The following is a 24,070-nucleotide window of genomic DNA, read 5'->3' on the forward strand; positions in this document are numbered from 1 at the left end:
CGGAGGCCGGATCCGTGCCGGGTCTACTGCGGGGTGACGTAGGCGCCGGAGATGCCGCCGTCCACCAGGAAGGTGTTGGCGGTCATGAAGGAGGAGTCGTCGGAGGCCAGGAAGGCCACCGCGGCGGCGATCTCCTCCGGCTCGGCGAAGCGGCCGAGCGGGATGTGCACCAGACGGCGGGCGGCCCGCTCCGGGTCCTTGGCGAAGAGCTCCTGCAGCAGCGGGGTGTTCACCGGGCCCGGGCACAGCGCGTTGACCCGGATCCCCTCGCGGGCGAACTGCACCCCCAGCTCGCGGGACATCGCCAGCACCCCGCCCTTGGAGGCGCTGTAGGAGATCTGCGAGGTGGCCGCGCCCATCACCGCGACGAAGGAGGCGGTGTTGATGATCGAGCCCTTGCCCTGGCGCTGCATGTGCGGGATCGCGTACTTGCAGCACAGGTAGACGCTGGTGAGGTTGACGTCCTGGACCCGCTTCCAGGCGTCCAGGCCGGTGGTGAGGATGGAGTCGTCGTCCGGCGGGGAGATGCCCGCGTTGTTGAAGGCGATGTCGAGCCGGCCGTACTCGTCCACGGCCCGCTGGAAGAGGTCCCGGACCGCGGCCTCGTCCGTCACGTCCGCCTGGACGAACAGTCCGCCGACCTCGTTGGCCGCCTTGGCGCCGGTCTCCGCGTCGAGGTCGACGCAGACCACCTTGGCTCCCTCGGCGGCGAGCCGGCGGGCGGTCGCGAGGCCGATGCCGCTGCCGGCACCGGTGATGACGGCCACCCGGCCGTCGAGTCGCTGGGTCATGCTGATCACTCCTCCGTGGAGATGAAGACGTTCTTGGTCTGGGTGAAGGCGGCGAGGGCGTCCGGGCCGAGCTCGCGGCCGAGCCCGGACTGCTTGAAGCCGCCGAACGGCGTGGTGTAGCGCACCGAGGAGTGCGAGTTGACGGAGAGGTTGCCGGCCTCGACGCCGCGCGCGACCCGCAGGGCGCGTCCGACGTCCCTGGTCCAGACGGAGCCGGACAGCCCGTACTCGGTGGCGTTGGCGATCCGCAGGGCGTCCTGCTCGTCGCGGAACGGCACCACCGTGACCACCGGTCCGAAGATCTCCTCGGTGAAGGCGCGGTCGTCGTGCCGGACGGGGGCGAGCACGGTCGGCGGGTACCAGAAACCGGGCCCGTCGGGGGCGCCGCCGCGGAAGGCCACCGCCGCGTCGTCCGGCACGTAGGAGGCGACCCGGGCCCGGTGGGCGGCGGAGATCAGCGGTCCCATCTCGGTCTTCTCGTCGGCCGGGTCACCGACCCGCACCCCGCGGACGGCCGGCTCCAGCAGCGCCATGAAGTCCTCGAACACGGAGGCCTCGACCAGGATCCGGGACCGGGCGCAGCAGTCCTGGCCGGCGTTGTCGAAGACGGCGTAGGGCGCGGTCGCGGCGGCCTTGGCTAGGTCGGCGTCGGCGAAGACGATGTTGGCGCTCTTGCCGCCGAGTTCGAGGGTGACGGGCTTCACCTGGGCGGCGCAGCCGGCCATGATCTCCTTGCCGACCCGGGTCGAGCCGGTGAACACGATCTTGCGCACGTCCGGGTGGGTGACGAAGCGCTGGCCGACCACCGGGCCCCGGCCGGGCAGGATCTGCAGCACGCCCTCCGGGATCCCGGCGCGCAGGGCGAGTTCGCCGAGGCGCAGGGCGGTGAGCGGGGTGAGCTCGGCGGGTTTGACGATCACGGTGTTGCCGGCGGCGAGGGCCGGGGCCAGCGCCCAGGCGGCGATCGGCATCGGGAAGTTCCACGGCACGATGACACCGACCACGCCGATCGGTTCCTGGAAGGTGACGTCGACGCCGCCGGCGACGGGGATCTGCCGGCCGAACAGCCGTTCCGGGGCGGCGGCGTAGTAGTCGATGACGTCGCGCGCGTTGCCGGCCTCCCAGCGGGCGTTGCCGATGGTGTGGCCGGCGTTGGCGACCTCCAGGGCGGCGAGGTGCTCGCGGTCGGCGTCGACGGCGGCGGCGAAGGCGCGCAGCAGGCGGGCCCGGTCGGCGGGGGCCACCCGGCGCCAGGTGTCGAAGGCGGCGCGGGCGCGGGCCACGGCGGCGTCGGTCTCGGCGAGGCCGGCGAGTTCGACGGTGGTGATCACCTCCTCGGTGGCGGGGTTGACGACCTCGAAGAGGTCCGGTTCGGTCATGGGTTCGTCTCCCGGTGGCTGGCGGTGGCGGTGGTGCGGGCGGTCGGGGCCCGGTCGGTCACGGATCGGGCGGTCACGGATCAGGCGGTGAGGGCTCGGGCGATCAGCGCTCGGAACAGGCGCAGGTCGTCGGGGTCGGTCTCGGGGTGCCACTGGACGCCGAGGGCGAAGCGGTGCCCGTCGAGCTCCAGTGCCTCGACGGTGCCGTCGGCGCCCCGGGCGGTGGGCCTGAGCCCTCGGCCGAGGCGGTCGACGGCCTGATGGTGGTAGCAGGAGACCTCGGCGTCCGGCCCCAGGACGCCGGCGAGCCGGCTGCCGTCGGCCACCTCGACCCGGTGCCGGACGAACTGTGCAGGGACCTTCTGGTGGCTCCCGTCGGGCAGGTGCTGGAGGAGGGTGCCGCCGAGTTCGACGTTGAGCAGCTGCATGCCGCGGCACACGCCGAGCAGCGGCAGGTCCCGGGCCAGAGCGGCGCGCAGCAGGGTGCTCTCCCAGTCGTCCCGGGCGTGGTGGGGCGGGCCGGTGCGCGGGTCGGCGGCCGCCCCGTACCCGGCCGGGTCGAGGTCCGGTCCGCCGGCGAGGACGAGCCCGTCCAGGGCGTCCAGGAGGTGTTCGGCGCCGCCGGGCTGCGGCGGCAGCAGGACCGGGGTGCCGCCCGCGCGGACGACCGCGTCCACATAGGTCTGGGGCAGCAGGGCGGCGCGTTGGTGCCAGACGGACCAGGCCGCGTCGTCCTGGTAGGTGCTGATGCCGATCAGCGGTCGGCGCGGGTCCGCGCGGGTCACAGCCGCTCGAATCCGCGGCGCCGCTCCCAGTCGGTCACCGCGCTCTCGTAGGCCGCGAGTTCGGTGCGTCCGGCGTGGGTGTAGTGCCGGACGACGTCCTTGCCGAAGGCCTCGGTGGCGACGGCGCTGCGCTCGAAGGCGTCGACCGCGTCGCGCAGGTTGGCGGGCACCCTGGGGGCGTCGGAGGCGTAGGCGTTGCCGGTGAACTCCGGTTCGAGCTCCAGCTGTCGGTCGACGCCGTGCAGTCCGGCCGCGATCAGCGCGGCGACCGCGAGGTAGGGGTTGACGTCGCCGCCGGGGACGCGGTTCTCGAACCGCAGCGACGGCCCGTGGCCGACCACCCGCAGGGCGCAGGTGCGGTTGTCGCGGCCCCAGGCGACGGCGGTGGGCGCGAAGCTGCCGGGCACGTAGCGCTTGTAGGAGTTGACGGTGGGGGCGAGCAGCAGGGCGAAGTCGGCGAGGCAGGCGAGCTGTCCGGCGAGGAAGTGCTCCATGGTGCGGGAGAAGCCGTGCGGCCGGTCACCGGCGAACACGGGTGCGCCCTCGTCGTCGCGCAGGCTGAGGTGGATGTGGCAGGAGTTGCCCTCGCGTTCGTCGTACTTCGCCATGAAGGTCAGGCTGCAGCCCTCCTGGGCGGCGATCTCCTTGGCGCCGGTCTTGTAGACGGTGTGGTTGTCGCAGGTGGTGAGGGCGTCGGCGTACTTGAAGGCGATCTCGTGCTGGCCGAGGTTGCACTCGCCCTTGGCGGACTCGACGGACAGGCCCGCGCCGGCCATCCCGTTGCGGATCCGGCGCAGCAGGGGCTCGATCCGGCCGGTGCCGAGGACGGAGTAGTCCACGTTGTACTGGTTGGCCGGGGTGAGCCGGGCGTAGTCCTTGTCCCAGGCCTGTTCGTAGCTGTCCCGGAAGACGATGAACTCCAGCTCGGTGGCGGCCTGCGCGTGCCAGCCGTGGCCGGCCAGGCGGTCCAGCTGGCGTTGCAGGATCTGCCGCGGGGACACGGCGACGGGGGTGCCGTCGTGGTGGAGGACGTCGCACTGGACCATGGCGGTGGCGGGGTGCCAGGGCACGGTCCGCAGGGTGGTGAGGTCGGGGCGCAGCGTGAGGTCGCCGTAGCCGTTCTCCCAGGAGGAGATCTCGTAGCCGTCGACGGTGTTCATGTCGACGTCGACGGCGAGCAGGTAGCCGCAGCCCTCGGCGGCGCCGGGCACCACGTCGTCGAGGAAGTGCTCGGCGGCCAGGCGCTTGCCCTGGAGGCGGCCCTGCATGTCGGTCATGGCGAGCACCACGGTGTCGACCGTGCCGTCGGCGACGCGGGCGCGCAGTTCGTCGAGGGTGAGCCGGGGGCTGGTCATCGGACCTCCAGTTCGGTGTCGTGGGCGTCGGGGCCGGGCGGCGTGTCGCGGGTGTCGGAGTCGGTCGGCAGGGGGTGGACCTGGGGTCCGGTGAACCAGTGGCGGGCCGAGACCAGCCACCACACCCCGGCGAAGCCGACCACGACGGCCACGGCGACGGGGGTGTAGTTGAAGCTCTCGGCGGTGATCGGGGAGGCGGTGGGGAGCATGAACAGCACGGTGATCACCGCTGTCCAGCCGACCGCGAGGATGCCGATCGGCCGGCTCCACCGTCCCAGGTGCCAGGGGCCGGGGGTGAAGTCCTCGCCCTGGCGCAGCCTCAGGTACACCGGAATGACGTAGGAGATGTACAGGCCGATGACGGAGATGGAGGTCACGGCGGTGTAGGCGGTGGTGTTCCAGAGGGCGGGCAGGCCGAGCAGCAGCGCGCCGCCGGTCGCCAGCCAGACCGCGTTGGTCGGGGTCTGGGTGCGCGGGTCGATGCGGTGCCACAGCCGGGAGCCGGGCAGCGCGCCGTCGCGGGAGAAGGCGTAGATCATGCGGGAGTTGGCGGTGACGGAGGCCATTCCGCAGAAGAACTGGGCGCCGATCACGATCAGCAGCAGGAACTGGGCGCCGCCGGACCCGATCGCGTCGATGAAGATCTGGGCGGGCGGGACGCCGGTGTCGCTGTTGAGCGCGCCGTCGTAGTCGCGGATCGCGAAGGTGAGGCCGAGCAGCAGGACCCAGCCGGCGGCCAGGGAGACGGTGATGGCGTTGACGATGCCGCGGGGGCCGGAGCGGGCGGCGTCGCGGGTCTCCTCGGTCATGTGCGCGGAGGCGTCGTACCCGGTGAGGGTGTACTGGGCCATCAGCAGGCCGATCATCGCGACGTAGAACTGGTTCCGGAAGCCGGTGCCGTTGACGAACTCGGTGAGCACGAAGGAGGCCGGGGCGTGCTGGTCCGGGAGCACGGCGAGGGCGCCGACGATGACCGCGACACCCACCAGGTGCCACCACACGGACACGCTGTTGAGGAGGGCGACGAGGCGCACGCCGCGGGTGTTGAGCAGGCCGTGCAGCAGCAGGACGACCGCGAAGATCTCGATGGTGTGCACGGGGCTGGCCTCGAAACCGAAGCGCAGCGTCAGGAAGGCGTTGGTGAAGAACGCGGCACCGAAGTCGACGCCGGCGGTGACCGCGACCTGGCCGAGGAAGTTGAACCAGCCGGTGAACCAGCTCCACGCGGCGCCCCGGCTGCGGCTGAGCTTGGCGGCCCAGTAGTAGAGCCCGCCGGCCGTCGGGTAGCTGGAGCAGATCTCGGCCATGGCCAGCCCGACGCAGAGGGTGAACAGGCCGACCACCGGCCAGCCCCAGACGATCAGGGCCGGGCCTCCGGTCTTCATGCCCGTGCCGTAGAGGGTCAGGCAGCCGGAGAGGATCGAGACGATGGAGAAGGAGACGGCGAAGTTGGAGAAGCCGGACATCGAGCGGGCCAGTTCCTGGGTGTAGCCCAGCTCGCGGAGGCGTTGTTCGTCGTCGGAAACGGGGGTGGTGCCTTCCGGAAACACGGTGGGGGAAGGCTGTTCACCCGCGGGTGGCTCGTCCGCGCGGGTTTCGGGTGAGCGTGCGTCGGTCATGGGCACCCCAGGGGGTTGAGGGTGTGCCGGGACGGGCAGGGCCACGACGGCGTGGCGCGCTCGGCCGGGCGGGTTCGACGATCGGGCGGCTCGTCAATGGTCTGGAACCAGACCATTGGGTGGGTGAGCAGCATCGTTCCGGCTGAGCCGGGGCCACGTCAAGGGCCGACACCGAGAATGGGACGGAACGAGTTCCGACGCCCGCCCGTAGGTACGATTCCGGGCGTGGACCTGGACCAAGCACGTGAGCAGGCACGGCTCGACTGGCAGGCCGGCGCGATCTTCCGCCCGGTCCGCACCGGCAACGCCTTCGAGGAGACCGTCGAACGGCTGCTCCAGGCGATCAAGCTCGGTGTCTTCGGCCACGGCGACCGGCTGCCCGCCGAACGGGACCTCGCCGCACGGCTCGGTGTCAGCAGGGAGACCCTGCGCGAGGCGCTCCGCACCCTGCAGCAGGCCGACTGCGTCGAACCCCGCCGCGGCCGCTACGGCGGCACCTTCGTCACCTACCGGATGCCCGCACCCGACGTCGCCGACCTCCGCCGGGCCGCCCGGGACCTCGGCGGCGCACTGGAGGACGCGCTGACCTACCGCCAGGTCCTGGAGGCCGGCGCGGCCGAGGCCGCCGCCCGCCGCACCCTCACCGCCGAGCAGCGGGCCCACCTGGAGAGCCGCCTCGACGACCTGGAGGACTCCCCGCCGGACCGGTACCGCCAGCTCGACTCGCGCTTCCACCTCGCCATCGGCGAACTCACCGGCTCCCCCACGCTGGCCGCGGCCATCGCCGAGGCCAGAATGCGCCTCAACGACCTCCTCAACGCGATCCCCATGCTGGAGCGGAACATCGAGCACGCCGCCGAACAGCACCGCGCCATGGTCCGGGCGATCCTCACCGGAGACGGCGACGCGGCCCGGCGCGCCACCGAGGAACACCTCGCCGCCACGGCCGCGCTGCTGCGGGGCTTCCTGGCCTGAGGCTCGCACCCCGGAGGCCGGCACCCCGGAACGGACCCGGGCCGGCCGCGCACCCCGGGGCGGCTTCCGACCGGGAGTCCCCGGCGGAGCGCCCGGGAGTCCCCGGCCGGCCCGGACATCACGCCCCGGTCAGGACGCGCACTCCCGGCAGATCGGCCGGCCGTTCTTGTCCTCGCCCGCGAGCTGCGCGCGGTGGTGGACCAGGAAGCACGTCATACAGGTGAACTCGTCCGCCTGGAGCGGCACGACCCGCACGGTGAGTTCCTCACCGGACAGGTCGGCGCCCGGAAGTTCGAGGCCCTCGACGGCCTCGGGCTCCACGTCCACCGAGGAGCTCTGCTTGTCGTCCCGCTTGTTCTTCAGAGCCTCGATACTGTCGTCGCGTCCCTCGTCGCCGGTGTCGCGCGGGGCGTCGTAGTCGGTTGCCATGGTGCTGTCTTCTCCTTGAGCGTCGCTTCCGGCATCGCATCGTGCCACCTGCCGGCCCACGGAGCATCCGCCGCACACAAAAGCGCGGCCGATCCCACCCGTGGCGCCCCACCATCTCATCCGCCGAACCACCGGGAGCGCGAAGCCCCACCCATGATCCACCCATCGGCCGACCCGACACCGTTTCCGGGGCCGGAACCGGGCGACCTGACGCTCCGCCGCCTCGACCGTCTGTGCGAGCAGGACGGCCGTGGTCGTCGGACCGACACCACCGGGGACGGGAGTGATCGGGCTCGCCCCGCGCCGGGCGCTCCCGAAGTCGACATCCCCGGCACTGCCCGCATTCTAGCCCGCGTCGATCACCGCGCCACCGCGCCCGATCCCCGCCCCGCCGACGGACCCCGGCCGCCCGGCCGCGCCCCGCCCGTCGCTCCGGTCCTGGAAGACCTTCCGACAATCACCCGAACGAGGCTCTGGCGACGCCGCGGCCCGGCGGTGCGGGCACTGCGCGCGGAGAGGTCCTCGCCAGGGGGCCTGCTGCCCGGCAGCCGTCGGCGTCACCGGGTCGGGAGGGGTGCGGGCGGGAGGGGTGCGGTCGAGGGGGCGGTGGCGGGCGGGAGGTCGGTGTCGGGCGGGGTGAAGCCGAGGGAGGTCAGCAGGGTGACCGGGGCCCGGTAGTGGGAGGGGAGTTGCCGGTAGAGGTCGAGGGCGGCGGTCCAGGAGCGGCGGGCGGCGGTGGGGCGGCCGAGGCTCTGCTGGGCGGCGGCGAGGCCGGCGAGGGAGTTGGCCTGCTGGTCCGGGAAGCCGGTGGTGCGCCGGCTGACGGCCAGCGAGCGGGCGAAGTGGCGCAGGGCCTCGTCGGGGCGGTCGGCGGCGTAGTGGGCGACGCCGAGGACGTTCCGCAGGGAGCAGCCCAGGATGCCGTCGTGGAGGCCGAGTTCGGGGGCGAGCAGCCGCTCGGCCCGGGCCCGGGCGGCCTCGAAGCGGCCGAGGAAGGCGTGCACCGCGGCGAGGCTGACCTCGCACAGGCGGACGGTCCAGTCGTCGGCGTCCGGCCCCTCGGCGGGGAGGAGCCGCAGGGCGTCCTCGAAGTGCTCGGCGGCCTCGGCGTAGTCGCCGGAGAAGAAGCGGAACCCGCCGAGGTTGGCCAGCACCTGGCCCTCGACGGCCGGGGCTCCGGCCCTGCGGACCTGGTCGAGGGCCTGCTCGTAGTGCCGGCGGGCCCGGGGCAGGTCGCCGGCGGTGCTCCAGGCGTGGCCCTGGTCGTTGAGGGTGCGGCCGGTGGCGAGGGGGTCGTCGAGGCGGCGGGCGGCGGCGAGCGCGGTCCGGCCGAGGGCGAGGCGTTCGGCGTGCCGGCCCGAGCGGTGCAGATAGGGCCACACCAGTGCGGGGAGCTGCCAGGCGACGTCGTCGTTCCGGTGCTCGAAGGCGTGGCCGACGGTGGCGAGCAGGTTGGCGCGCTGCCCGTCGTACCAGCGCAGCGCCTCCTCCGCCCCGTCGAAGGCGGTGGTGCGCAGGCCCTCGGGAGGCGGCGGCAGGGGCACCCGGGAGCGTCGCGGGGCCAGCAGCGGAGCGGTGGCGGCCGCGCTCTGGTGCAGGCACCAGGCGTACCAGCGGTCCCGGGCCCGGTCGCGGGAGCGCTCGCTCTCCTGCTCCCTGCCCCGCTCGGCGGCGAACAGCCGGACCAGGTCGTGGAAGCGGTAGCGGCCGGCGGCGTGTTCGGTGAGGAGGTGGGAGTTCGCCAGGCGGCGCAGGAGGCGTGCGGACCCGGCGGCGTCCTGACCGCCGACCGCCTCGGCGACGGGCGCCGAGAGGTCGACCGCGGGGCTCAGCGCGAGCAGCCGGAACAGTCGCGCGGCGCGTTCGTCGAGGGCCCGGTAGGAGAGCGCGAAGACCGTGCGCAACCGGACGGACGGGCCGTCGCCGTCCGCGTCGAGGACGTCCAGGCGGGTGCCCTCGGCCGCCAACTCGGCGGCCAGGCCGGTGAGGTCGTGCTGCGGACGGTCGCGCAGCCGGGCGACGGCGAGGCCGACGGCCAGCGGGAGGTGTCCGCAGGCGTCGAGCAGCCGGGCGACGGCCTGCTCGTGGGCCGCCACCCGTTCGGCGCCGAGGACCCGGTGCAGCAGTGCCCGCCCCTCGGCCGGGCTGAAGTCGACGAGTTCGATCCGTTCGGCCCCTTCGCGGACGACGAGGCCGGTGAGCCGGTCGCGGCTGGTCACGACCACCGCGCAGCGGCCCGTGCCGGGCAGCAGCGGACGGACCTGTTCGGCGTCGAGCGCGTTGTCGAGCACGATCAGTACCCGTCGGTCGGCCAGGGTGGTGCGGTAGAGCGCGGCCGCCTCGTCGAGCCGGCCGGGTACGTCCTCGGCCGGTACGCCCAGTGCCCGCAGGAAGGCACCGAGGACGGCGTGCGGGTCCTGCCGGCCGGCCGACGACCAGCCGTGCAGGTCGGCGAAGAGCTGGCCGTCGGGGAAGTGCGCCCGGGCGCGGTGCGCCCAGCGCACCGCCAGGGTCGACTTGCCGCCGCCGGGGATGCCGGTGATCACGAGGACGGACGTCGGGTGCGGGCCGCCGGTGCCGGGGGTGCCGGTCCCGGCCAGACAGCGGTCCATGGCCGCGAGTTGGGCGGTACGGCCGATGAAGGAGGGGAGGTCCCAGGGCAGTTGGGCCGGACGCGGATACGGCTGCGGCGGTGCCGACACCAGCACCCGGGCGGGCGCCACCCCGCCCGGCGGCTCCGCGGGGCCGGCTTCGGCCCGGACCCCGTCGGCCGCTCCCAGCAACTCCCCCTGGAGGGCGCGCAGTCGGGGCGAGGGGTCGAGGCCGAGCTCCTCCGCGAGGCGGTCGGCGTACCGGCGGTAGGCGGCCAGCCCCTCCACCTGGCGGCCGCACCGCGCGAGAGCGGTCAGCAGGTGCCGCAGCAGGCCGTCGCGCAGCGGGAAGGCGACCACCAGCTCGGTGAGTTCGGTGATGGCGAGCTCGTCCCGGCCGGCCGCCGACTCGGCCTCGTAGAGCCGCTCCAGGGCGGTCATCCGGCGCTCCTCCAGCCCGGCCGCGACAGCCGAGAGGGCCCGGCCCGGCAGCCCGTCCAGGGCGGGTCCGCGCCACAGGGCCAGGGCCTCGCGCAGGCGCGCGACCCGGTCCGCGCCCGGTTGCGCCGCCGCGTCCACCAGGGCGGTGAACTGCTGGACGTCGGTGCGGACTTCGGGCCCACCGAAGAGGTACCCCGGCCCGGCGGTGCGGATCGGCGCCACCCGTCCGGGGCCGCCCCCGAGGAGGCGGCGCAACAGACCGACCATGTTCCGGACCTGGCGGTCGGCGGTGGCCGGCGGGGACTCGTCCCAGATCGCGTCGACCAGCCGGGGCACCGAGACGATCCGGCCGGGATGGGCCACCAGGAAGGCCAGCAGTGCCTGTTGCCGTCGGCCGCCGACGGCGAGCACGGTGGAGTCCGGGGCCCGGACCTCCAGTGCCCCCAGGATCCTGAACTCCACTCCCGCCCCTCCGCCGACTGTCCGTCCGCCCTCGTTCGGCCCCACCCGGGCTTTGCCCGGTCCGCGCATGCGGGCACGGTCGGTAGCACACAGATCGTCAGGTTCGTACACCCGACGGCCCAGCAGGGCCATCCTGGCCCGAACGCCGGGCGGTGTCCATGGCGCCCCGGGTCCCGTGATGTGTCCGCCGTGATCGTTTGATGACGAATTCGTGACGGGCTGAAGCAGGGTTCTTCCCGAGCCGGACGAAATCCGCCCAGCACCCCGACGGGCGCCGCACCCGGCCGCCCCAGTTCCGGAGAGCCCAGAAAGGGAGCCCCCATGAACCCGAACCCGACCCCCCGCCGGCACACGCTCCGCCGGACCGTCGCGTCGACCGCCGCCGTCCTGGCCGCTGTCGGTTCGCTCGGCCTGGTCAGCGCCACCGGAGCGGCGGCGGCGACGCCGTCGGGAGCGCCGAGCGGAGTCTGCAACCCGGCCGTGGACCAGCCCGTGAACGAGATCCTCAACAGCAAGGTCGAAGCCGTCATCACCGACTTCTCGGCGCTCAACGTCGCTCCCGGCACCACCGGTCAGCGCTACCAGAGCCTGACCCGGGTCGACACCGTCACCACCACGGTCAACCGGAACACCGAAATCTCGGCCTCCGCCGGCTTCCTGTTCTTCAAGGTGTCCGCCACGGTCGGTTTCTCCGTGCAGACGACCACCTCGTCCACCACGACCACCACCGCCTCCAACACCTGGAACTTCAACCAGCCCGGCTACTACGGCATCTACCGCGGCACGCAGAAGGTCTCCGGCGAGTACGTGGAGTACACCTGCGCCCGGGCCGGCAACATCGGCTTCTGGGTGAACACGACCCCGAACGGCAAGGGCACCTTCACCACCTACGGGTACCTCGAGGAGGGCACCGTGTCGTGCGCCTCCCCGGAGGCGGCCGGGACGCTGCGCAACGCCGCCCGGCAGCGGCTCGGCTGCTGACCGCACGCTCCGGCACCGGACCGAACGCGTCCGGACGCCGCACACATTTCCCCGCACCCAGCTGTGAAAGCGAGTTCACGATGTCCCGATCCGTCCGCCGACTGACCGCGCTCGGCACCACCGCGATCCTCGGCGCCCTGACGCTCACCGCAGCCCCGCCCGCCTCGGCCTGGGACACGGGCAGCAACTACACCTGCGACCCGATCCTCTACCGCATCAAGGCCGCCAATCGCCCCGCCTTCAACGAGCTGGCCCTGACCGTCGCCCTGTCCCCCGGGAACCACGGTTCGGTGATCCAGTACCAGTGGAGCGGCGAGTCCAACCAGAAGTGGCAGGTCTGTCGCAAGCCCCTGTCCGACGGCACCCAGCAGGTGGTCTTCCGCGACGCCTGGCGCCACTGGTGTGCCGACGTCGACCGCGACGGGAGGGACCCCGGCGTCTGGCTGATCACGGTCGGCTGCGACGACAACTACGTGCCCGACAAGCAGAAGTTCACGCTTCTCAACATTCCCAACACCAACTACACCGCGATCCGGGCGGTCAGCTCGGGCAAGTGGCTCGCCGCCCAGACCTTCGACACCAACGGCAGCCAGGTCGTCCTCAGCAACACGCCCGACCTGTGGGTGCTGGAAATGGCCTGACCGAACCACCGCCGCCGCGGCCGGTGCCCGTCCCGGGTCCCCGCACCCCCGGACGGGGCACCGGGCGCGGCCGCGAACGAATCCCGGCACCGCCACGGCCCCGGTCGTGCCAGGATGCTCGCCATGACTGCTCGCGCACTGGGTTTCGGCGTCGCCGCGGAGGCCTACGAAAGGTTCCGACCGGGGTATCCCGAGGAGTTGGCCGACCTGGTGACGGCGTACGCGGGCCGGCCGGTCCGGACGGCGCTGGAGATCGGCGCGGGGACGGGCAAGGCGACCAGGCTGTTCGCCGGGCACGGCATCACCGTCACGGCCACCGAGCCCGACGCCGCCATGCTGGCCGAGCTGAACCGGACGGCGCCCGCGAACGTGACGACCGTCCGGGCCGCGTTCGAGGACCTGCCGCCGAGCGGGCCGTACGGCCTGGTCTACGCGGCGGCGGCGCTGCACTGGACCCGCCCCGACGGCCGGTGGCCCCGGGTGGCCGCGCTGCTGGAGCCGGACGGGGTGTTCGCCTCGTTCGGCGGCCCGGTCCACCTGGCCGACCCGGCCGTGGAGGAGGCCGTCCGGGCGGCCCGCGCGCCGTTCCTGGAGAGCGACGACGTGCCGTCCCCCGACGGCACCGCGCCGGACGCGGCGATGCAGTGGCCGGGTACGGAACTGGAACGGTCCCCGCTGTTCGAGGACGTCCGGCAGACCGTCGTCGAGCGGCGCTGGACCGCGAGCGCCGCCGACTACCTCGGCTACCTGTCGACGGTCTCGGCGTACCTCCAACTGCCCCCGGCGGACCGGCGGCGGACCTTCGAGGCGATCGAGCGGGCCCTGCCCGACACGGTCGGGATCGACGCCGACATCGTCGTCCACCTCGCGCGCCGACGGTCCGTCTGAATCAGCCGGAAACAAAGGTTGTCGACATGAGTGTGCGACAACTAGAGTTGTCGCATGACGTCGATCGAGATCACTCCCGAAGAGCGGGCCGAGCTGGTCAAGGCCCTCACCGACGCCCTCGACCCGCTCGCGGCGGCCATCCGCTCCCGCCGGTCGGGGCTGCCCACGGCCCGGATGTGGGACGCGGACCCGGTCGAGGTGACGCTGTCCGTCCTCGCCGCCTGGAAGGTGGTCGACATGGAGGCCAAGCGGCTGACGGCGCTCGCGGCGGCGACGGCCGGCTCCTACGGCGCCAACTACGAGCAGCTGGGCGCGGTCTGGGGCATGACCCGCCAGGGCGCGCGCAAGAAGTGGCCGGACGCGGTTCCCCGCCCCGCGGCCGCGGGAGCACGGACCGGCGCGACCCTCGAACTCTTCGGCGGCACGGCCGAACTGACCCAGGACCCGCCGTCCGGCGGCTGGGCCTGGACGGCCGAGGGCGCGGACGGGACGCACGGCACCGCCGGGGACGGCACCTGGTACGCGACGAAGGAGGAGGCCGCCGCCCACGCCGGAGCCTTCCTCCGGGAGCATCTCGCCGCACTCCCGTAGTGCACCGGCGTGGGCAGGCCACCACGCGGCGGCCTGCCCACGCGGTGGCCCGACCTCGCGGCGGCCTGCCCGCACCGGTGGCCCGACCTCGCGGTGACCTGCCGGACCCGTGGCCTGCCGGACCGGGGCCGGCAGGCCGGTGACGATCCGTCCGGGGTCAGCCCGCGGCGCTCCGGAGGACGGCGAACGGGGCCCCGAACGGGTCGAGGAACATCGCCAGGCGGCCCACTCCCCCGGCGTCCATGGCCGGGATGAGGACGGTGGCGCCGAGTTCCCGGGCCCGGGTCAGGGCGGCGTCGCAGTCCTCGACCTCGAAGTAGGGGTGCCATTCGGAGGTCGATCCGGCGTCCAGGTGGACCTGCTGCAGCTGCAGGATGCCGCCGTGCGCCGTCCCCCCACCGCCGGCCGGCCCGACGACGCTGTAGACGAGGCCCCCGCCCATCGGCCGGTCGGTGCTCTCCCAGCCCAGGACGCTGCCGTAGAACGCCCGCGCCGCCGCGCCGTCGGTGGTGTAGAGCTCGATCCAGCTCACGCTGCCGGGCTCGTTGACGAGCTCCAGGCCGTCCGTGTCGCGCGGTTCCCACACGGCGAACTCCGCGCCGGTCGGGTCGGTGAAGCCGGCCGTCCGTCCCGCCGTGAAGACCTCCGCCGGCGGGAACCGGACCACGCCACCGGCCGCCTCGACGGCCCTGGTGGTGGCGTCGGCGTCGGTGGTGCGGAAGTACACCGTCCACGCGGAACCCGCGCCCTCCTCGGTCAGCGGGCCGACGGCGGCCACCGTCCGGCCGCCCTTCCGCAGGAAGCCGTACCCGCCGGCCTCCGGCCCGGCGGAGACGAACTCCCAGCCGAACAGGCCGCCGTAGAAGGCGCCCGCCGCCGCGACGTCGGGCGTCCCCAGGTCGAGCCAGTTCAGCCCGCCCGGGAGTTGGGTGGAGGTCAGCATCCGGTACTCCTGTCGTCCGTGGTCTCCTCCGGGGCCCGCCGGGCCCCGGAACCTGCCACGAGCCTGGCAGCGGCGGCGCCCCGCACCGCGCACCGGCCCCGCGGGGTCAGCCGTTCGGCTCCGCCGGGCCCGGGCGGCGGGAACGCCACGTCGACCTCCGGTGGCGGGAGCCGGAGAGCGGGCTGCCGGATCCGGTCATTCACCGTATAAGTTCCGGCCAGTTGCGATGTACACAGTTGACTGTTCTTTAGCAATGAATTGCTTGACCATGAGCCAATTCGATCGACTCCTCTGTCATGTTCTAGCCAGCGTTCTAGATCCCGGAACGCCATGACCCCTAGCCGGCCCCCACAGCCGGCCGGAGGAGGATCCCTTGCGCCCCCGTACCCTCGCCCTCGCCGCGGCGATAGCCGTCCTGCCGCTCACCGCCGTCTCGCTCGGTGTCTCCACCGCGCAGGCCGCCGCCCCCCACGCCGCCCCGCGCGTCACCCTCCCGAACACCCTCAACCCGGCGGTGGCCCACTCGGAGAAGAAGGGCGACGTCCCGGCGCAGCAGCAGATATCCGTGGCCGTCAGCCTCAAGCTGCGCGACGCCGACGCGCTGGAGCACTTCCTGACGGCGGTCGGCACGCCCGGCGCGCCGGAGTTCGGCAAGTACCTGACGCCGGAGCAGTTCACCGACCGGTTCGGACCGACCCCGGCCGCCGTCGACCAGGTCAGGGCCTATCTGACGGCACAGGGCCTGACGGTCACCGACGTCAGCGCCAACCGCCAGGTGGTCAACGCCCGCGGCACCACCGCGCAGGTCTCGCAGGCCTTCGGCACCCACGAGAGCGCGTACGTCGACCCGCAGACCCAGCGGTCCTTCTTCGCCAACGACGCGGCCGCCTCCGTCCCGTCCGACCTGGCCGCCACCGTGCAGGGCGTCAGCGGTCTGGACAACCACCCGGTCCGCCGGACCCACCTGGTCCAGCCGGGCACCCCCGCCTCCGACGCCGCTCCCGGTTCGGCCCCCGGCGCCACCCCCGACGCCGCCGCGGCGAGCCCGAGCGGACTGTCCCCCGCCCAGTACACCGGGGCCTACAACCTCAACCGGACCGGCGCCGACGGCACCGGCGTGACGGTGGCGCTGTGGGAGTTCGACGGCTACAGCAAGTCCAACCTGACCACCTACGACTCGCAGTACGGCCTGTCCGGTCCGGCCGTGTCCACGGTGTCCGTCGACGGCGCGAACTACGACGCAAGGCCGGGCGAGGGCCAGGGCGAGGTCGAGCTGGACAGCGAGATCGTCCGCGGCGCGGCGCCCAAGGCCACCCAGCTGGTCTACGAGGCGCCCAACAGCGACCAGGGCGAGATCGACATGGCGAACAAGATCGTGTCCGACAACCGGGCCTCGGTCATCTCCATCTCGTGGGGCTCCTGCGAGCCGGACACCACCCCGGCCTCGATGACCGCCGTCGACAACGCCTTCAAGCAGGCCGCCGCCCAGGGCATCTCGGTCTTCTCCGCGTCCGGCGACGACGGTTCGCGCGACTGCACCCGCTCCACCAGCGGGTCGACCGTGAAGGCGGTCGACTTCCCGGCCTCCAGCCCGCACCAGACCGGTGTCGGCGGCACCAACCTCAAGGTCTCCAGCGGCAACGCCTACTCCTCCGAGAGCGCCTGGAGCACCGCCGGCGGCGGCGTCTCCACCGTGTTCGCCAAGCCGAGCTGGCAGACCGGCACCGGGATCAACGGCACCATGCGCACCGTCCCGGACGTCTCCTCGAACGCCGACCCGCAGAGCGGTTTCGCGATCTACACGGCCGGCGGCTGGCAGGTCTACGGCGGCACCAGCGCCGCCGCCCCGCTGTGGTCCGGCTACGCCGCCCAGTTCAACCAGAAGGCCAAGGCCGCCGGGCAGCCGGTCCTGGGCGAGGCGAGCCCGCGGCTGTACGCGCTCGCCAACGGCAGCGGCTACGCCACCGCGTTCCACGACGTGACCACCGGCGCCAACCAGGACTTCCCCACCCGGACCGGCTACGACCAGGTCACCGGCTGGGGCAGCCCGGTCGCCGACGCCCTGACCACCGCCCTGCTCGGCGGCGGCACCACCCCGCCGACCGGGGGCTGCACCGCCGCCCAGCTGATCGGCAACGGCGGCTTCGAGACCGGCTCGGCCGCCCCGTGGACCGCCTCCAGCGGCGTGGTCGACAACAGCGCCTCCGAGGCGGCCCACTCGGGCAGCTGGAAGTCCTGGATGAACGGCTACGGCTCGGCGCACACCGACTCGATGTCGCAGACCGTCTCCGTCCCGGCCGGGTGCAAGTCGGCCTCGCTCACCTTCTGGCTGCACATCGACACCGCCGAGACCGGTTCCACCGCGTACGACAAGCTGACCGTGCAGGCCAACAGCACCACGCTGAAGACGTACTCCAACGCGGACGCGGCGGCCGGCTACACCCAGCGGACGCTGGACCTCAGCTCCTTCGCCGGGCAGACGGTGACGATCAAGTTCACCGGCACCGAGGACTCCTCGCTCCAGACCGGCTTCGTGGTCGACGACGTGGCACTGAACGTCGGCTGATCCCGGGCCGGTAGTACCGGTGGCCGCTGCCGGTCGGCCGCGTCGACCGGCAGCGGCCACCACCCCAGCCCCGCCGGGGCGGCGCCGTCAGGGCCCGCCCCGGCGGTGACGTCGGCGGGCGCCCCGGGGGCGGTGTCGTCGGAGCGCGCCGGAGCTCCGCGGCCCCGAGCCCGGGGGGCCGGTCGGCCCCGCAGGCCGCAGCGCCCCGTGCCCCGTCCCCGGTCCTCGGGGGCGGGGCACGGGGCTTGCGGCAGTCGGTCCGCTCCACCCCTGGGCAAACCGGGGCGGGGTGCCGACAATGGGCAGGCCAGTCGTTCCTCCCGTTCTGCCCCTGTTCCTCCCCTGTCCCCTCACACCCAACGGGGGTACCGCACCGTGTCCTTGACCATGCGTACGACCATGCGTACGACCATGAGCCGACGGGCCTTCGCCCGCGGGGCCGTGCTCGGAGCGCTCGCCGCGGGCGGCCTCGCCGTCGGGTCGCCGGGCGCCCGGGCGGCCGCCGTGCCGGGCGGCGCCGACTGGCTGGCCGCCGTCGACCCGCGACTGTCGCTCGCCCGGCTCACCCTGCCCGGCACCCACGACACCTGCTCCCTGTACGGCGGGCCGCTGACCCAGACCCAGACCCTGGCGCTGCCCGACCAGCTGGCGGCCGGGGTGCGGTTCCTCGACATCCGCTGCCGGGCGATCGACGGGGTGCTCGCGATCCACCACGGGCCGGTCTTCCAGCAGACCTTCTTCGGCGACGTGCTCAACCAGTGCCGGGCCTTTCTCGCCGCCCACCCCGGCGAGGCCCTGGTGATGCGGGTCAAGCAGGAGTACTCCACCGTCCCCGACACCGAGTTCGGCGCCCTCTTCGCCGACTACCAGCGGCGCTGGCCGGACCTGTTCCGGACGGAGGACCGGATCCCCGCGATCGGCGAGGTCCGGGGCCGGGTCGTCCTCCTCGCGGACAACCCCGGCCTGCCGGGCATCCGCTGGGGCGGCGGGCGCACCGACATCGAGGACGACTACGACATCGGCACGATCTTCGACCTCGACTCGCGCAAGTGGCCCGAGGTCTCCGCCCACCTGACCGCCGCCCGGGCCGCCACCGACCCGCAGCGGCTCTTCCTCACCTTCACCTCCAGCTCCGGCTGGGGCCTCTGGCCCCGCCAGGCGGCCGACGCGATCACCCCCAGGCTGCGCGGCTACCTGGGCGGCCTGGACCGCTCCGCCCAACCGGTGCTCGGCACCGTCCCGACGGACTTCGCCACCGCCGAGCTGGTGCGCTCGCTCTACGCGCTGAACTTCGGCGCCTGAACGAACCTTTCAGCCCTGCGGCGGCAGGTGCTCGGCCACCAGGACGGCGAACTCCTCGGGAGTGACGACCCTGATGCCGAGCTCCTCCGCCTTCGCCCGCTTGGACCCGGCCTTCTCTCCGGCGACCAGGAGGGTGGTGCGCTTGGACACGGACGAGGAGGCCTTGCCGCCGGCGCGTTCGACGAGTTCGTTCACCTCGTTGCGGGAGAGCGCCGCGAGCGCCCCGGTCATGCTGCCGGTGACGACCACCGCCTCGCCGGTGAGCGGGCCGCCCTCGGGAGCCGGGGCCGGGTCGTCCCCCGGTCCGTCGCCGGCGGCCGCGGCGGGCGCCTGGGGCTCGGTGACGGCCGTGCCGACCTGCTGGACCGCGAGCCGGTCCAGCAGCGGGGCGAGTTCGGCGAGTTCGGAGACGATGAGCCGGGCCTTCTCCGGGCCGATGCCGTCGACCCGGGCCAGGGTGTCGGCGTCGGCGGCGCGGATCGCCGCCATCGAGCCGAAGTGGGCGGCGATCCGCCGGGACATGGTGCGCCCGGTGCCGCGCACGCCGAGCGCGCAGAACACCCGGCCGAGCGGGCGCGCACGGGCCTCCTCCAGGGCGGCGAGCAGGTTGTCTGTACTGGTCTCCCCCATCCGGTCCAGGCCGAGGAGCTGCTCGCGGGTGAGGGTGAAGAGGTCCGCGATATCGGCGACCAGCCCGGATTCGACCAGTTGGACGGCGCGGGTGCCGCCCAGGCCCTCGATGTCGAGCTGGTCGCGTCCGGCCGCGTAGATCACGGAGGCGACGGCCTGGCAGTTGCGGCCGCGCGCGCAGCGCCAGCGCTGCTCGCTGGTGTCGATGGCGTCGCCGCAGCGGGGACACACCTCGGGGAAGACGATCGGGCGCTCGTCACCGGTGCGCTGCTCGGTCAGCGGGGCCTCGACGCGCGGGATGACGTCCCCCGCGCGGTGGACGAAGACCTGATCGTTGATCATGAGGCCGCGCCGGGTGATGTCGGCCGGATTGTGGAGGGTGGCGTAGGTGATGGTGACACCGTCGATGACCACCGGTTCGAGGACGGCCCGGGGGGCGATGATGCCGGTGCGGCCGACGTTCCACTCGACGTCGAGCAGCCGGGTGACCTTGTGCTCGGCGGCCAGCTTGCGGGCGACGGCCCAGCGCGGCGCGCGCGAGCCGGAGCCTGCGTCGCGCTGGTCCGCGGCGGCGTCCGCCTTGACCACGACGCCGTCGATGCCGAAGGGCAACCCGGCGCGCAGGGCGACGATCTCCTCGATCCGCCGCTGCACCTCCTCGGTGGTCGCGCAGCGCAGCGGGTGGGCGTCGGTACTCGCGGCGGTGTTGGCACCGAGCGCGGCGAGCCGCTCCAGCAGGGCGCTGTGGGTGAGGTCCTCGTCGAGGCCGACGGCGCCGTAGGCGAAGAAGGTCAGCTCGACCCGGTAGGGGCGGTCCTTGGCCCGCAGGGTGCCGGCCGCGCCGCTGCGCGGGTGGGCGAACGGCTCCGCGCCGTGCTCGGTACGGAGCCGGTTGGCGGCGTCGAACTGCTCCTGGGTGAGCAGCACTTCGCCGCGCAGCTCGACGTCCACGGGCTCGGCCAGCGCGGCGGGCAGGCCGAGCACGGCGTCGGCGGCGTGGCTGATGTCCTCACCGGCGAGCCCGTCCCCCCGGGTGAGGACCTGCTGCAGCCGCCCGGCCCGGTAGCGGGCGGCCACCGCCAGCCCGTCGAGCTTGGGCTCGACGCACCACGCGGCCACGGCGCGCCCGAGCCGCCGCTCCAGCCCGGCCGCCCAGGCGTCCAGTTCCTCGCCGGAGAACACGTTGTCCAGCGACAGCATCGGCACACTGTGCGGCACGTCCCCGACGACCGCCCCACCGGCGACCTTCCCGGTGGGCGAGTCGGGCAGCACCTCGTCCGGGTGCGCCTCCTCGTAGGCCGCGATGGCGCGCACGAGGGCGTCGTACTCGTCGTCCCCGAGCGGGGTGGCCCCGTCGGTGTAGTACGCGGCGGCCGCGCGCACGGCGGCGGTGACGGCGTCGGCATAGGCGGACGAGGACAACAGCGGAGCGGATGCGTCGATCATGGCAGCATCATCGCCCCCACCACCGACAACGCCCGCTGCGCCCGCCCGGGAGGTGCCGGGCGCGCCGCAGCGGGGCCGGTGCTCAGGCGCCGGGGCGGGTGCTCAGGCGCCGGCCTGGACGGGGCCGACGAGGGTGCCCTCGGAGACGACGAAGGCGCCCTCGGCGACGGAGGTGCCGGGGATCGGCCCCTCGGGCCCCTGAAGCGTGAACGAGGCCTCGTCGGCGGGGCTGGTGCGGCCGTTGTTGCGGACCTGGATGTCGAAGTGCACCGGCCGGCCCGGCCCGAAGGTCACCACCCCGGTCTGGTCGCCGTACGACCCCGCGGTCAGCGGCAGCGGGTTGCCGTCCTCGGAGAAGCCGACGTCGGTCGGCGAACCGGCCAGCCGGCACGGGGCGTAGCCGGCGGGAGCGGTCAAGGTCACCCGGAAGTGGAGGTGGCCCGCGCTGGACCGGTCCTGGGCGATCCTCGCGAGGTGGTTGGCGGGGCGGCAGGCCGACGGCGCGGCGTCGTCGGCCGTCGCGGCCCGGGCGGTCCCCAGGGCGGTGACCGTCAGGGTGGCGGTGACGGCGGCAACGAGCGTCCGGTTCATGCGCATACGGGAACTCTCCTCGTGCTACAGGGAACTGGCGGCGGATCCCGGGCGCAATGCGAGGCCCCGCACGGATTCCCGATGGTTCGTCGACGCAATGCTACCGATCGACCACGGAACGTCGCACCCGTTTCTTCCGGATGTCCCCCGGAGCGGCCCGGCCTCCGGCTTTCACTCTTTCGAAGGGCCCCCGTGGCGGCTTCCCCGCAACGTGCCCGACCGACGGGCAGGATCGTGCACCGACCACGTAGGCACCGTCCGGAAAAGGGAGTGCGCCATGACCTATCTCGCCATCAACAATGCCGGAGAGGACGAGAACAGCGACGACGAGGGCTCCGCCGCCACGGCGGCGGAGCTGGAGGGCTTTCTCCACGAGCTCGTCCAGCGGGACGACGTTCCGCAGGATCTGAGGCAGCGCGCCCAGGTACTCGCGGCCAAGTAGCCGGATCACCGCGCCCCGTGCGGCGCCTTCTTTGGCACTCGCGGTCCTGGAACCCCTGGAGCGGGCCCAGGGCCGCGACTGCTGCCGTTTCCCCTCTTCTGCGTTGGAGTGCGAGTGCGCGTGAATGCCCGCCGGGTGGCGACCGTCCTTCTGCTGGTCGCGCCGTTGATCGGCGGTGCCGGTGACGCCGGTGCCGCGACGCGATCGGCGGCGGTGATGCCGAACGAGTACATCGTCAGGGTGAAGCCCGCCTTCTCGCCGGAGTCGGTACTGCGCGAACTCGGCGTCCGGCCCCGGTTCACCTACGGCACCGCGCTGCGCGGGTTCGCCGCCCCGCTCACCCCGCTCCAGCTCCGGGCGGCGAGGAGCCTGCCGGCCGTCGAGGCGATCGAGGAGAACGCGCGGATCGGCCTCGACACCCCGGCCGCAGCACCCGGGCCCGGGGCTACGACCGAGGCGGCGAGTTGGGGCCTGGACCGGATCGATCAGCGTCACCTTCCGCTCGACGGGCAGTTCACGGTCGACGGCACCGGCGCGGGGGTCACGGCGTACATCGTGGACACCGGGATCGAGACCGGGCACGAGGAGTTCGAAGGGCGCGCCACCGCGGGGTTCGACGCCGTCGGCGACGGCCGCGACGGTCAGGACTGCCACTCCCACGGGACGCACGTGGCCGGCACCGTCGGCGGCCGGACCTTCGGGGTGGCCCGCTCGGTGTCGCTGGTCGCCGTCCGGGTGCTCGACTGCCAGGGGCAGGGCGACACGGCAGCCTCCCTCGCGGGCCTGGACTGGGTCGCCGCCCACGCCCAGCGGCCCGCGGTGCTGAACGCCTCCCTCGGCGGACCCGTCTCCGAGGCCCTCGACGCGGCCGTGGACGCGGTGGCGGAGCGGGGTGTGCTGCCCGTGGTCTCGGCCGGGAACGACGCCGAGGACGCCTGCGGGGCCTCCCCCGCCCGCGCGCCGAAGGCCCTCGCCGTCGGCGCGGTCAACAAGCAGGACCGGCAGGCGAGTTTCAGCAACTACGGCCGCTGCCTGGGGCTGTACGCGCCCGGCGTGGCCATCGTCTCCGCCCGGCTCGGCGGCGGATCCAGCACACTCAACGGCACGTCCATGGCCGCACCCCACGTCGCGGGGGTCGCCGCCCTCGTCGAACAGCGGGATCCGCGGGCCACCTCCGAGGAGGTCCGCGCCAGGCTCGTCGCCGACTCCACCCCGGGCGTTCTCACCCGCCTCGGCCCCGACTCGCCCGACCGCCTCCTCCACGCAGGGGGCAGGTGAGCCGCCGTCAGGCGCGGTTCGAGGGATCCGCGCTGTGGCGGCGACAGATTGACGTGATTCCAGGGTTGCGTGATCCATGGCGTGGGCACGACGAAGAAGTCCGACCGCTTCGGGGCCGGGCTTCGGGACTCGATCGAGGGGCTGCGGATGTCGTCGAAGGTGAACGGCCAGGTCAAGTGGTTCAACGAGGCCAAGGGCTTCGGCTTCATCACGCCGGAGGACGGCAGCAAGGACGTGTTCGTCCACTTCTCGGCGATCCAGGGCACCGGCTTCAAGACCCTCGTCGAGGGCCAGAACGTCCAGTTCGAGATAGAGGCCGGGCAGAAGGGTCCGTCCGCCGCGAACGTCGTCGTCGTCTGACCGGCGACAGTCGGCTCGAAGCGGTGCCCGGGCCGGAAGGGCCCGGGCACCGCTCGGTTCCCGGGCCGGTCAGTCGAGGCAGAACTCGTTGCCCTCGACGTCCTGCATCACGAGGCAGGACTCGTTGAAGCCGTCGGCGCGCAGCAGGTAGAGGCGGGTGCCGCCGAGGGCCTCCAGGCGGGCGCACTCGGCTTCGAGGACGGCGAGGCGCTCCTCGCCGACCAGGCCGGTGCCGACGCGGACGTCGAGGTGCAGGCGGTTCTTGACGACCTTGCCCTCGGGGACGCGCTGGAAGTAGAAGCGCGGGCCCACGCCTTCGGGGTCCTGTGCGACGAATCCGGCGCCCTGGCGCTCGGCCGGCAGGCTGCGGTCGTAGTCGGCCCAGGAGGCGAAGCCCCTCGGCGCCGGCGGGACCACGTAGCCCAGCACCTCGCACCAGAACCGCGCGACCCGCTCGGGTTCCGCGCAGTCGAAGGTGATCTGGACCTGCTTGACCGATGCCATCCGTCCTCCGTCGCACACAATGCCGCTGTCCGCCGGGGCGTTCCCCCGGTGATCGTTCACGGCGGGTGAGCCTGCCACAG

At 73.5% G+C, this 24,070-nt stretch carries 21 protein-coding genes and 1 pseudogene; 10 read left to right on the top strand and 12 right to left on the bottom strand.

Annotation, left to right across the window (positions count from 1 at the left end):
- Nucleotides 1-23 precede the first annotated feature (23 nt).
- From ACW14Y_RS01890 to ACW14Y_RS01910, 5 genes are all read right to left on the bottom strand, one after another.
- Nucleotides 24-791: a 3-oxoacyl-ACP reductase gene (locus tag ACW14Y_RS01890; RefSeq protein WP_266309091.1), complete on the bottom strand. Its 768-nt coding sequence runs from the start codon at nucleotides 789-791 to the stop codon at nucleotides 24-26.
- 5 nt (nucleotides 792-796) lie between these two features.
- Entirely contained in the window at nucleotides 797-2,170 is a 1,374-nt protein-coding gene (locus ACW14Y_RS01895; RefSeq protein ID WP_380394323.1) for an aldehyde dehydrogenase family protein, read from the bottom strand.
- A gap of 80 nt (nucleotides 2,171-2,250) precedes the next feature.
- Nucleotides 2,251-2,955: a gamma-glutamyl-gamma-aminobutyrate hydrolase family protein gene (locus ACW14Y_RS01900; protein WP_380394320.1), complete on the bottom strand. Its 705-nt coding sequence runs from the start codon at nucleotides 2,953-2,955 to the stop codon at nucleotides 2,251-2,253.
- Nucleotides 2,952-4,310 carry a glutamine synthetase family protein gene (locus ACW14Y_RS01905; RefSeq protein ID WP_380310644.1) on the bottom strand — a complete coding sequence of 453 codons (1,359 nt, stop codon included), beginning with the start codon at nucleotides 4,308-4,310 and terminating at the stop codon, nucleotides 2,952-2,954. Before ACW14Y_RS01905 ends, ACW14Y_RS01900 begins: the two co-directional genes overlap by 4 nt.
- A complete protein-coding gene (locus tag ACW14Y_RS01910) occupies nucleotides 4,307-5,929 on the bottom strand; it encodes an amino acid permease (protein ID WP_380394317.1) in 1,623 nt (540 codons plus the stop codon). Before ACW14Y_RS01910 ends, ACW14Y_RS01905 begins: the two co-directional genes overlap by 4 nt.
- A gap of 225 nt (nucleotides 5,930-6,154) precedes the next feature.
- Here ACW14Y_RS01910 and ACW14Y_RS01915 point away from each other — a divergent pair, with 225 nt between their 5' ends.
- On the top strand, nucleotides 6,155-6,904 hold the full coding sequence (locus ACW14Y_RS01915) for a FadR/GntR family transcriptional regulator (protein ID WP_380310649.1): 750 nt from the start codon (nucleotides 6,155-6,157) through the stop codon (nucleotides 6,902-6,904).
- Nucleotides 6,905-7,033: 129 nt separating this feature from the next.
- On the opposite strand, the gene ACW14Y_RS01920 is transcribed toward ACW14Y_RS01915, so the two are convergent.
- The 3 genes and pseudogenes from ACW14Y_RS01920 to ACW14Y_RS01930 form a co-directional block, all read right to left on the bottom strand.
- A complete protein-coding gene (locus tag ACW14Y_RS01920; protein WP_030395238.1) occupies nucleotides 7,034-7,333 on the bottom strand; it encodes a DUF4193 domain-containing protein in 300 nt (99 codons plus the stop codon).
- Nucleotides 7,334-7,537: 204 nt separating this feature from the next.
- A pseudogene (locus ACW14Y_RS01925) lies at nucleotides 7,538-7,750 on the bottom strand (bifunctional 5,10-methylene-tetrahydrofolate dehydrogenase/5,10-methylene-tetrahydrofolate cyclohydrolase); the annotation flags it as partial.
- Between the two features lie 140 nt (nucleotides 7,751-7,890).
- A complete protein-coding gene (locus ACW14Y_RS01930; RefSeq protein WP_456985646.1) occupies nucleotides 7,891-10,827 on the bottom strand; it encodes an AfsR/SARP family transcriptional regulator in 2,937 nt (978 codons plus the stop codon).
- A 321-nt stretch (nucleotides 10,828-11,148) separates the two neighbouring features.
- On the opposite strand from ACW14Y_RS01930, the gene ACW14Y_RS01935 reads away from it, so the two are divergent.
- The 4 genes from ACW14Y_RS01935 (at nucleotide 11,149) to ACW14Y_RS01950 (ending at nucleotide 13,928) form a co-directional block, all read left to right on the top strand.
- Nucleotides 11,149-11,808, top strand: coding sequence for a hypothetical protein (locus ACW14Y_RS01935; RefSeq protein ID WP_380310653.1), 660 nt, complete (start codon nucleotides 11,149-11,151; stop codon nucleotides 11,806-11,808).
- An 80-nt stretch (nucleotides 11,809-11,888) separates the two neighbouring features.
- A complete protein-coding gene (locus tag ACW14Y_RS01940) occupies nucleotides 11,889-12,449 on the top strand; it encodes an RICIN domain-containing protein (RefSeq protein ID WP_380310655.1) in 561 nt (186 codons plus the stop codon).
- 123 nt (nucleotides 12,450-12,572) lie between these two features.
- Entirely contained in the window at nucleotides 12,573-13,337 is a 765-nt protein-coding gene (locus ACW14Y_RS01945) for a class I SAM-dependent methyltransferase (protein ID WP_456985647.1), read from the top strand.
- Nucleotides 13,338-13,391: 54 nt separating this feature from the next.
- Nucleotides 13,392-13,928: a hypothetical protein gene (locus ACW14Y_RS01950; protein ID WP_456985648.1), complete on the top strand. Its 537-nt coding sequence runs from the start codon at nucleotides 13,392-13,394 to the stop codon at nucleotides 13,926-13,928.
- 157 nt (nucleotides 13,929-14,085) lie between these two features.
- Here ACW14Y_RS01950 and ACW14Y_RS01955 read toward each other — a convergent pair whose 3' ends face one another.
- Complete coding sequence (locus ACW14Y_RS01955; protein WP_456985649.1) at nucleotides 14,086-14,871, bottom strand: VOC family protein; 786 nt, start codon at nucleotides 14,869-14,871, stop codon at nucleotides 14,086-14,088.
- A 373-nt stretch (nucleotides 14,872-15,244) separates the two neighbouring features.
- Between ACW14Y_RS01955 and ACW14Y_RS01960 the strand changes: the two genes are divergently transcribed.
- Both ACW14Y_RS01960 and ACW14Y_RS01965 read left to right on the top strand, forming a co-directional pair.
- Nucleotides 15,245-17,437 (top strand): protease pro-enzyme activation domain-containing protein, encoded by a 2,193-nt coding sequence (locus tag ACW14Y_RS01960; protein WP_456985650.1) that lies wholly within the window; start codon nucleotides 15,245-15,247, stop codon nucleotides 17,435-17,437.
- 399 nt (nucleotides 17,438-17,836) lie between these two features.
- The gene (locus tag ACW14Y_RS01965; RefSeq protein ID WP_456985651.1) at nucleotides 17,837-18,739 is read left to right on the top strand and encodes a phosphatidylinositol-specific phospholipase C; all 903 of its coding nucleotides are present in this window, start codon (nucleotides 17,837-17,839) and stop codon (nucleotides 18,737-18,739) included.
- 9 nt (nucleotides 18,740-18,748) lie between these two features.
- On the opposite strand, the gene ligA is transcribed toward ACW14Y_RS01965, so the two are convergent.
- A complete protein-coding gene (gene ligA, locus ACW14Y_RS01970) occupies nucleotides 18,749-20,815 on the bottom strand; it encodes an NAD-dependent DNA ligase LigA (RefSeq protein WP_456985652.1) in 2,067 nt (688 codons plus the stop codon).
- Nucleotides 20,816-20,917: 102 nt separating this feature from the next.
- Nucleotides 20,918-21,412, bottom strand: a complete 495-nt coding sequence (locus tag ACW14Y_RS01975) for a DUF4232 domain-containing protein (RefSeq protein ID WP_456985653.1) — start codon at nucleotides 21,410-21,412, stop codon at nucleotides 20,918-20,920.
- A gap of 271 nt (nucleotides 21,413-21,683) precedes the next feature.
- Here ACW14Y_RS01975 and ACW14Y_RS01980 point away from each other — a divergent pair, with 271 nt between their 5' ends.
- The 3 genes from ACW14Y_RS01980 to cspE all read left to right on the top strand — a co-directional run bounded on the left by ACW14Y_RS01980 (nucleotide 21,684) and on the right by cspE (nucleotide 23,486).
- Nucleotides 21,684-21,848 carry a hypothetical protein gene (locus ACW14Y_RS01980; RefSeq protein ID WP_402724697.1) on the top strand — a complete coding sequence of 55 codons (165 nt, stop codon included), beginning with the start codon at nucleotides 21,684-21,686 and terminating at the stop codon, nucleotides 21,846-21,848.
- A gap of 114 nt (nucleotides 21,849-21,962) precedes the next feature.
- Nucleotides 21,963-23,126 (top strand): S8 family peptidase, encoded by a 1,164-nt coding sequence (locus ACW14Y_RS01985; protein WP_456985654.1) that lies wholly within the window; start codon nucleotides 21,963-21,965, stop codon nucleotides 23,124-23,126.
- A gap of 147 nt (nucleotides 23,127-23,273) precedes the next feature.
- Nucleotides 23,274-23,486: a transcription antiterminator/RNA stability regulator CspE gene (gene cspE, locus ACW14Y_RS01990; protein WP_266315442.1), complete on the top strand. Its 213-nt coding sequence runs from the start codon at nucleotides 23,274-23,276 to the stop codon at nucleotides 23,484-23,486.
- Nucleotides 23,487-23,555: 69 nt separating this feature from the next.
- Here the strand turns inward: cspE and ACW14Y_RS01995 are convergent, their stop codons facing one another.
- Nucleotides 23,556-23,990 carry a VOC family protein gene (locus ACW14Y_RS01995; RefSeq protein WP_380395013.1) on the bottom strand — a complete coding sequence of 145 codons (435 nt, stop codon included), beginning with the start codon at nucleotides 23,988-23,990 and terminating at the stop codon, nucleotides 23,556-23,558.
- Nucleotides 23,991-24,070: the final 80 nt, after the last annotated feature.

Source organism: Kitasatospora sp. cg17-2 (genome assembly GCF_054031055.1).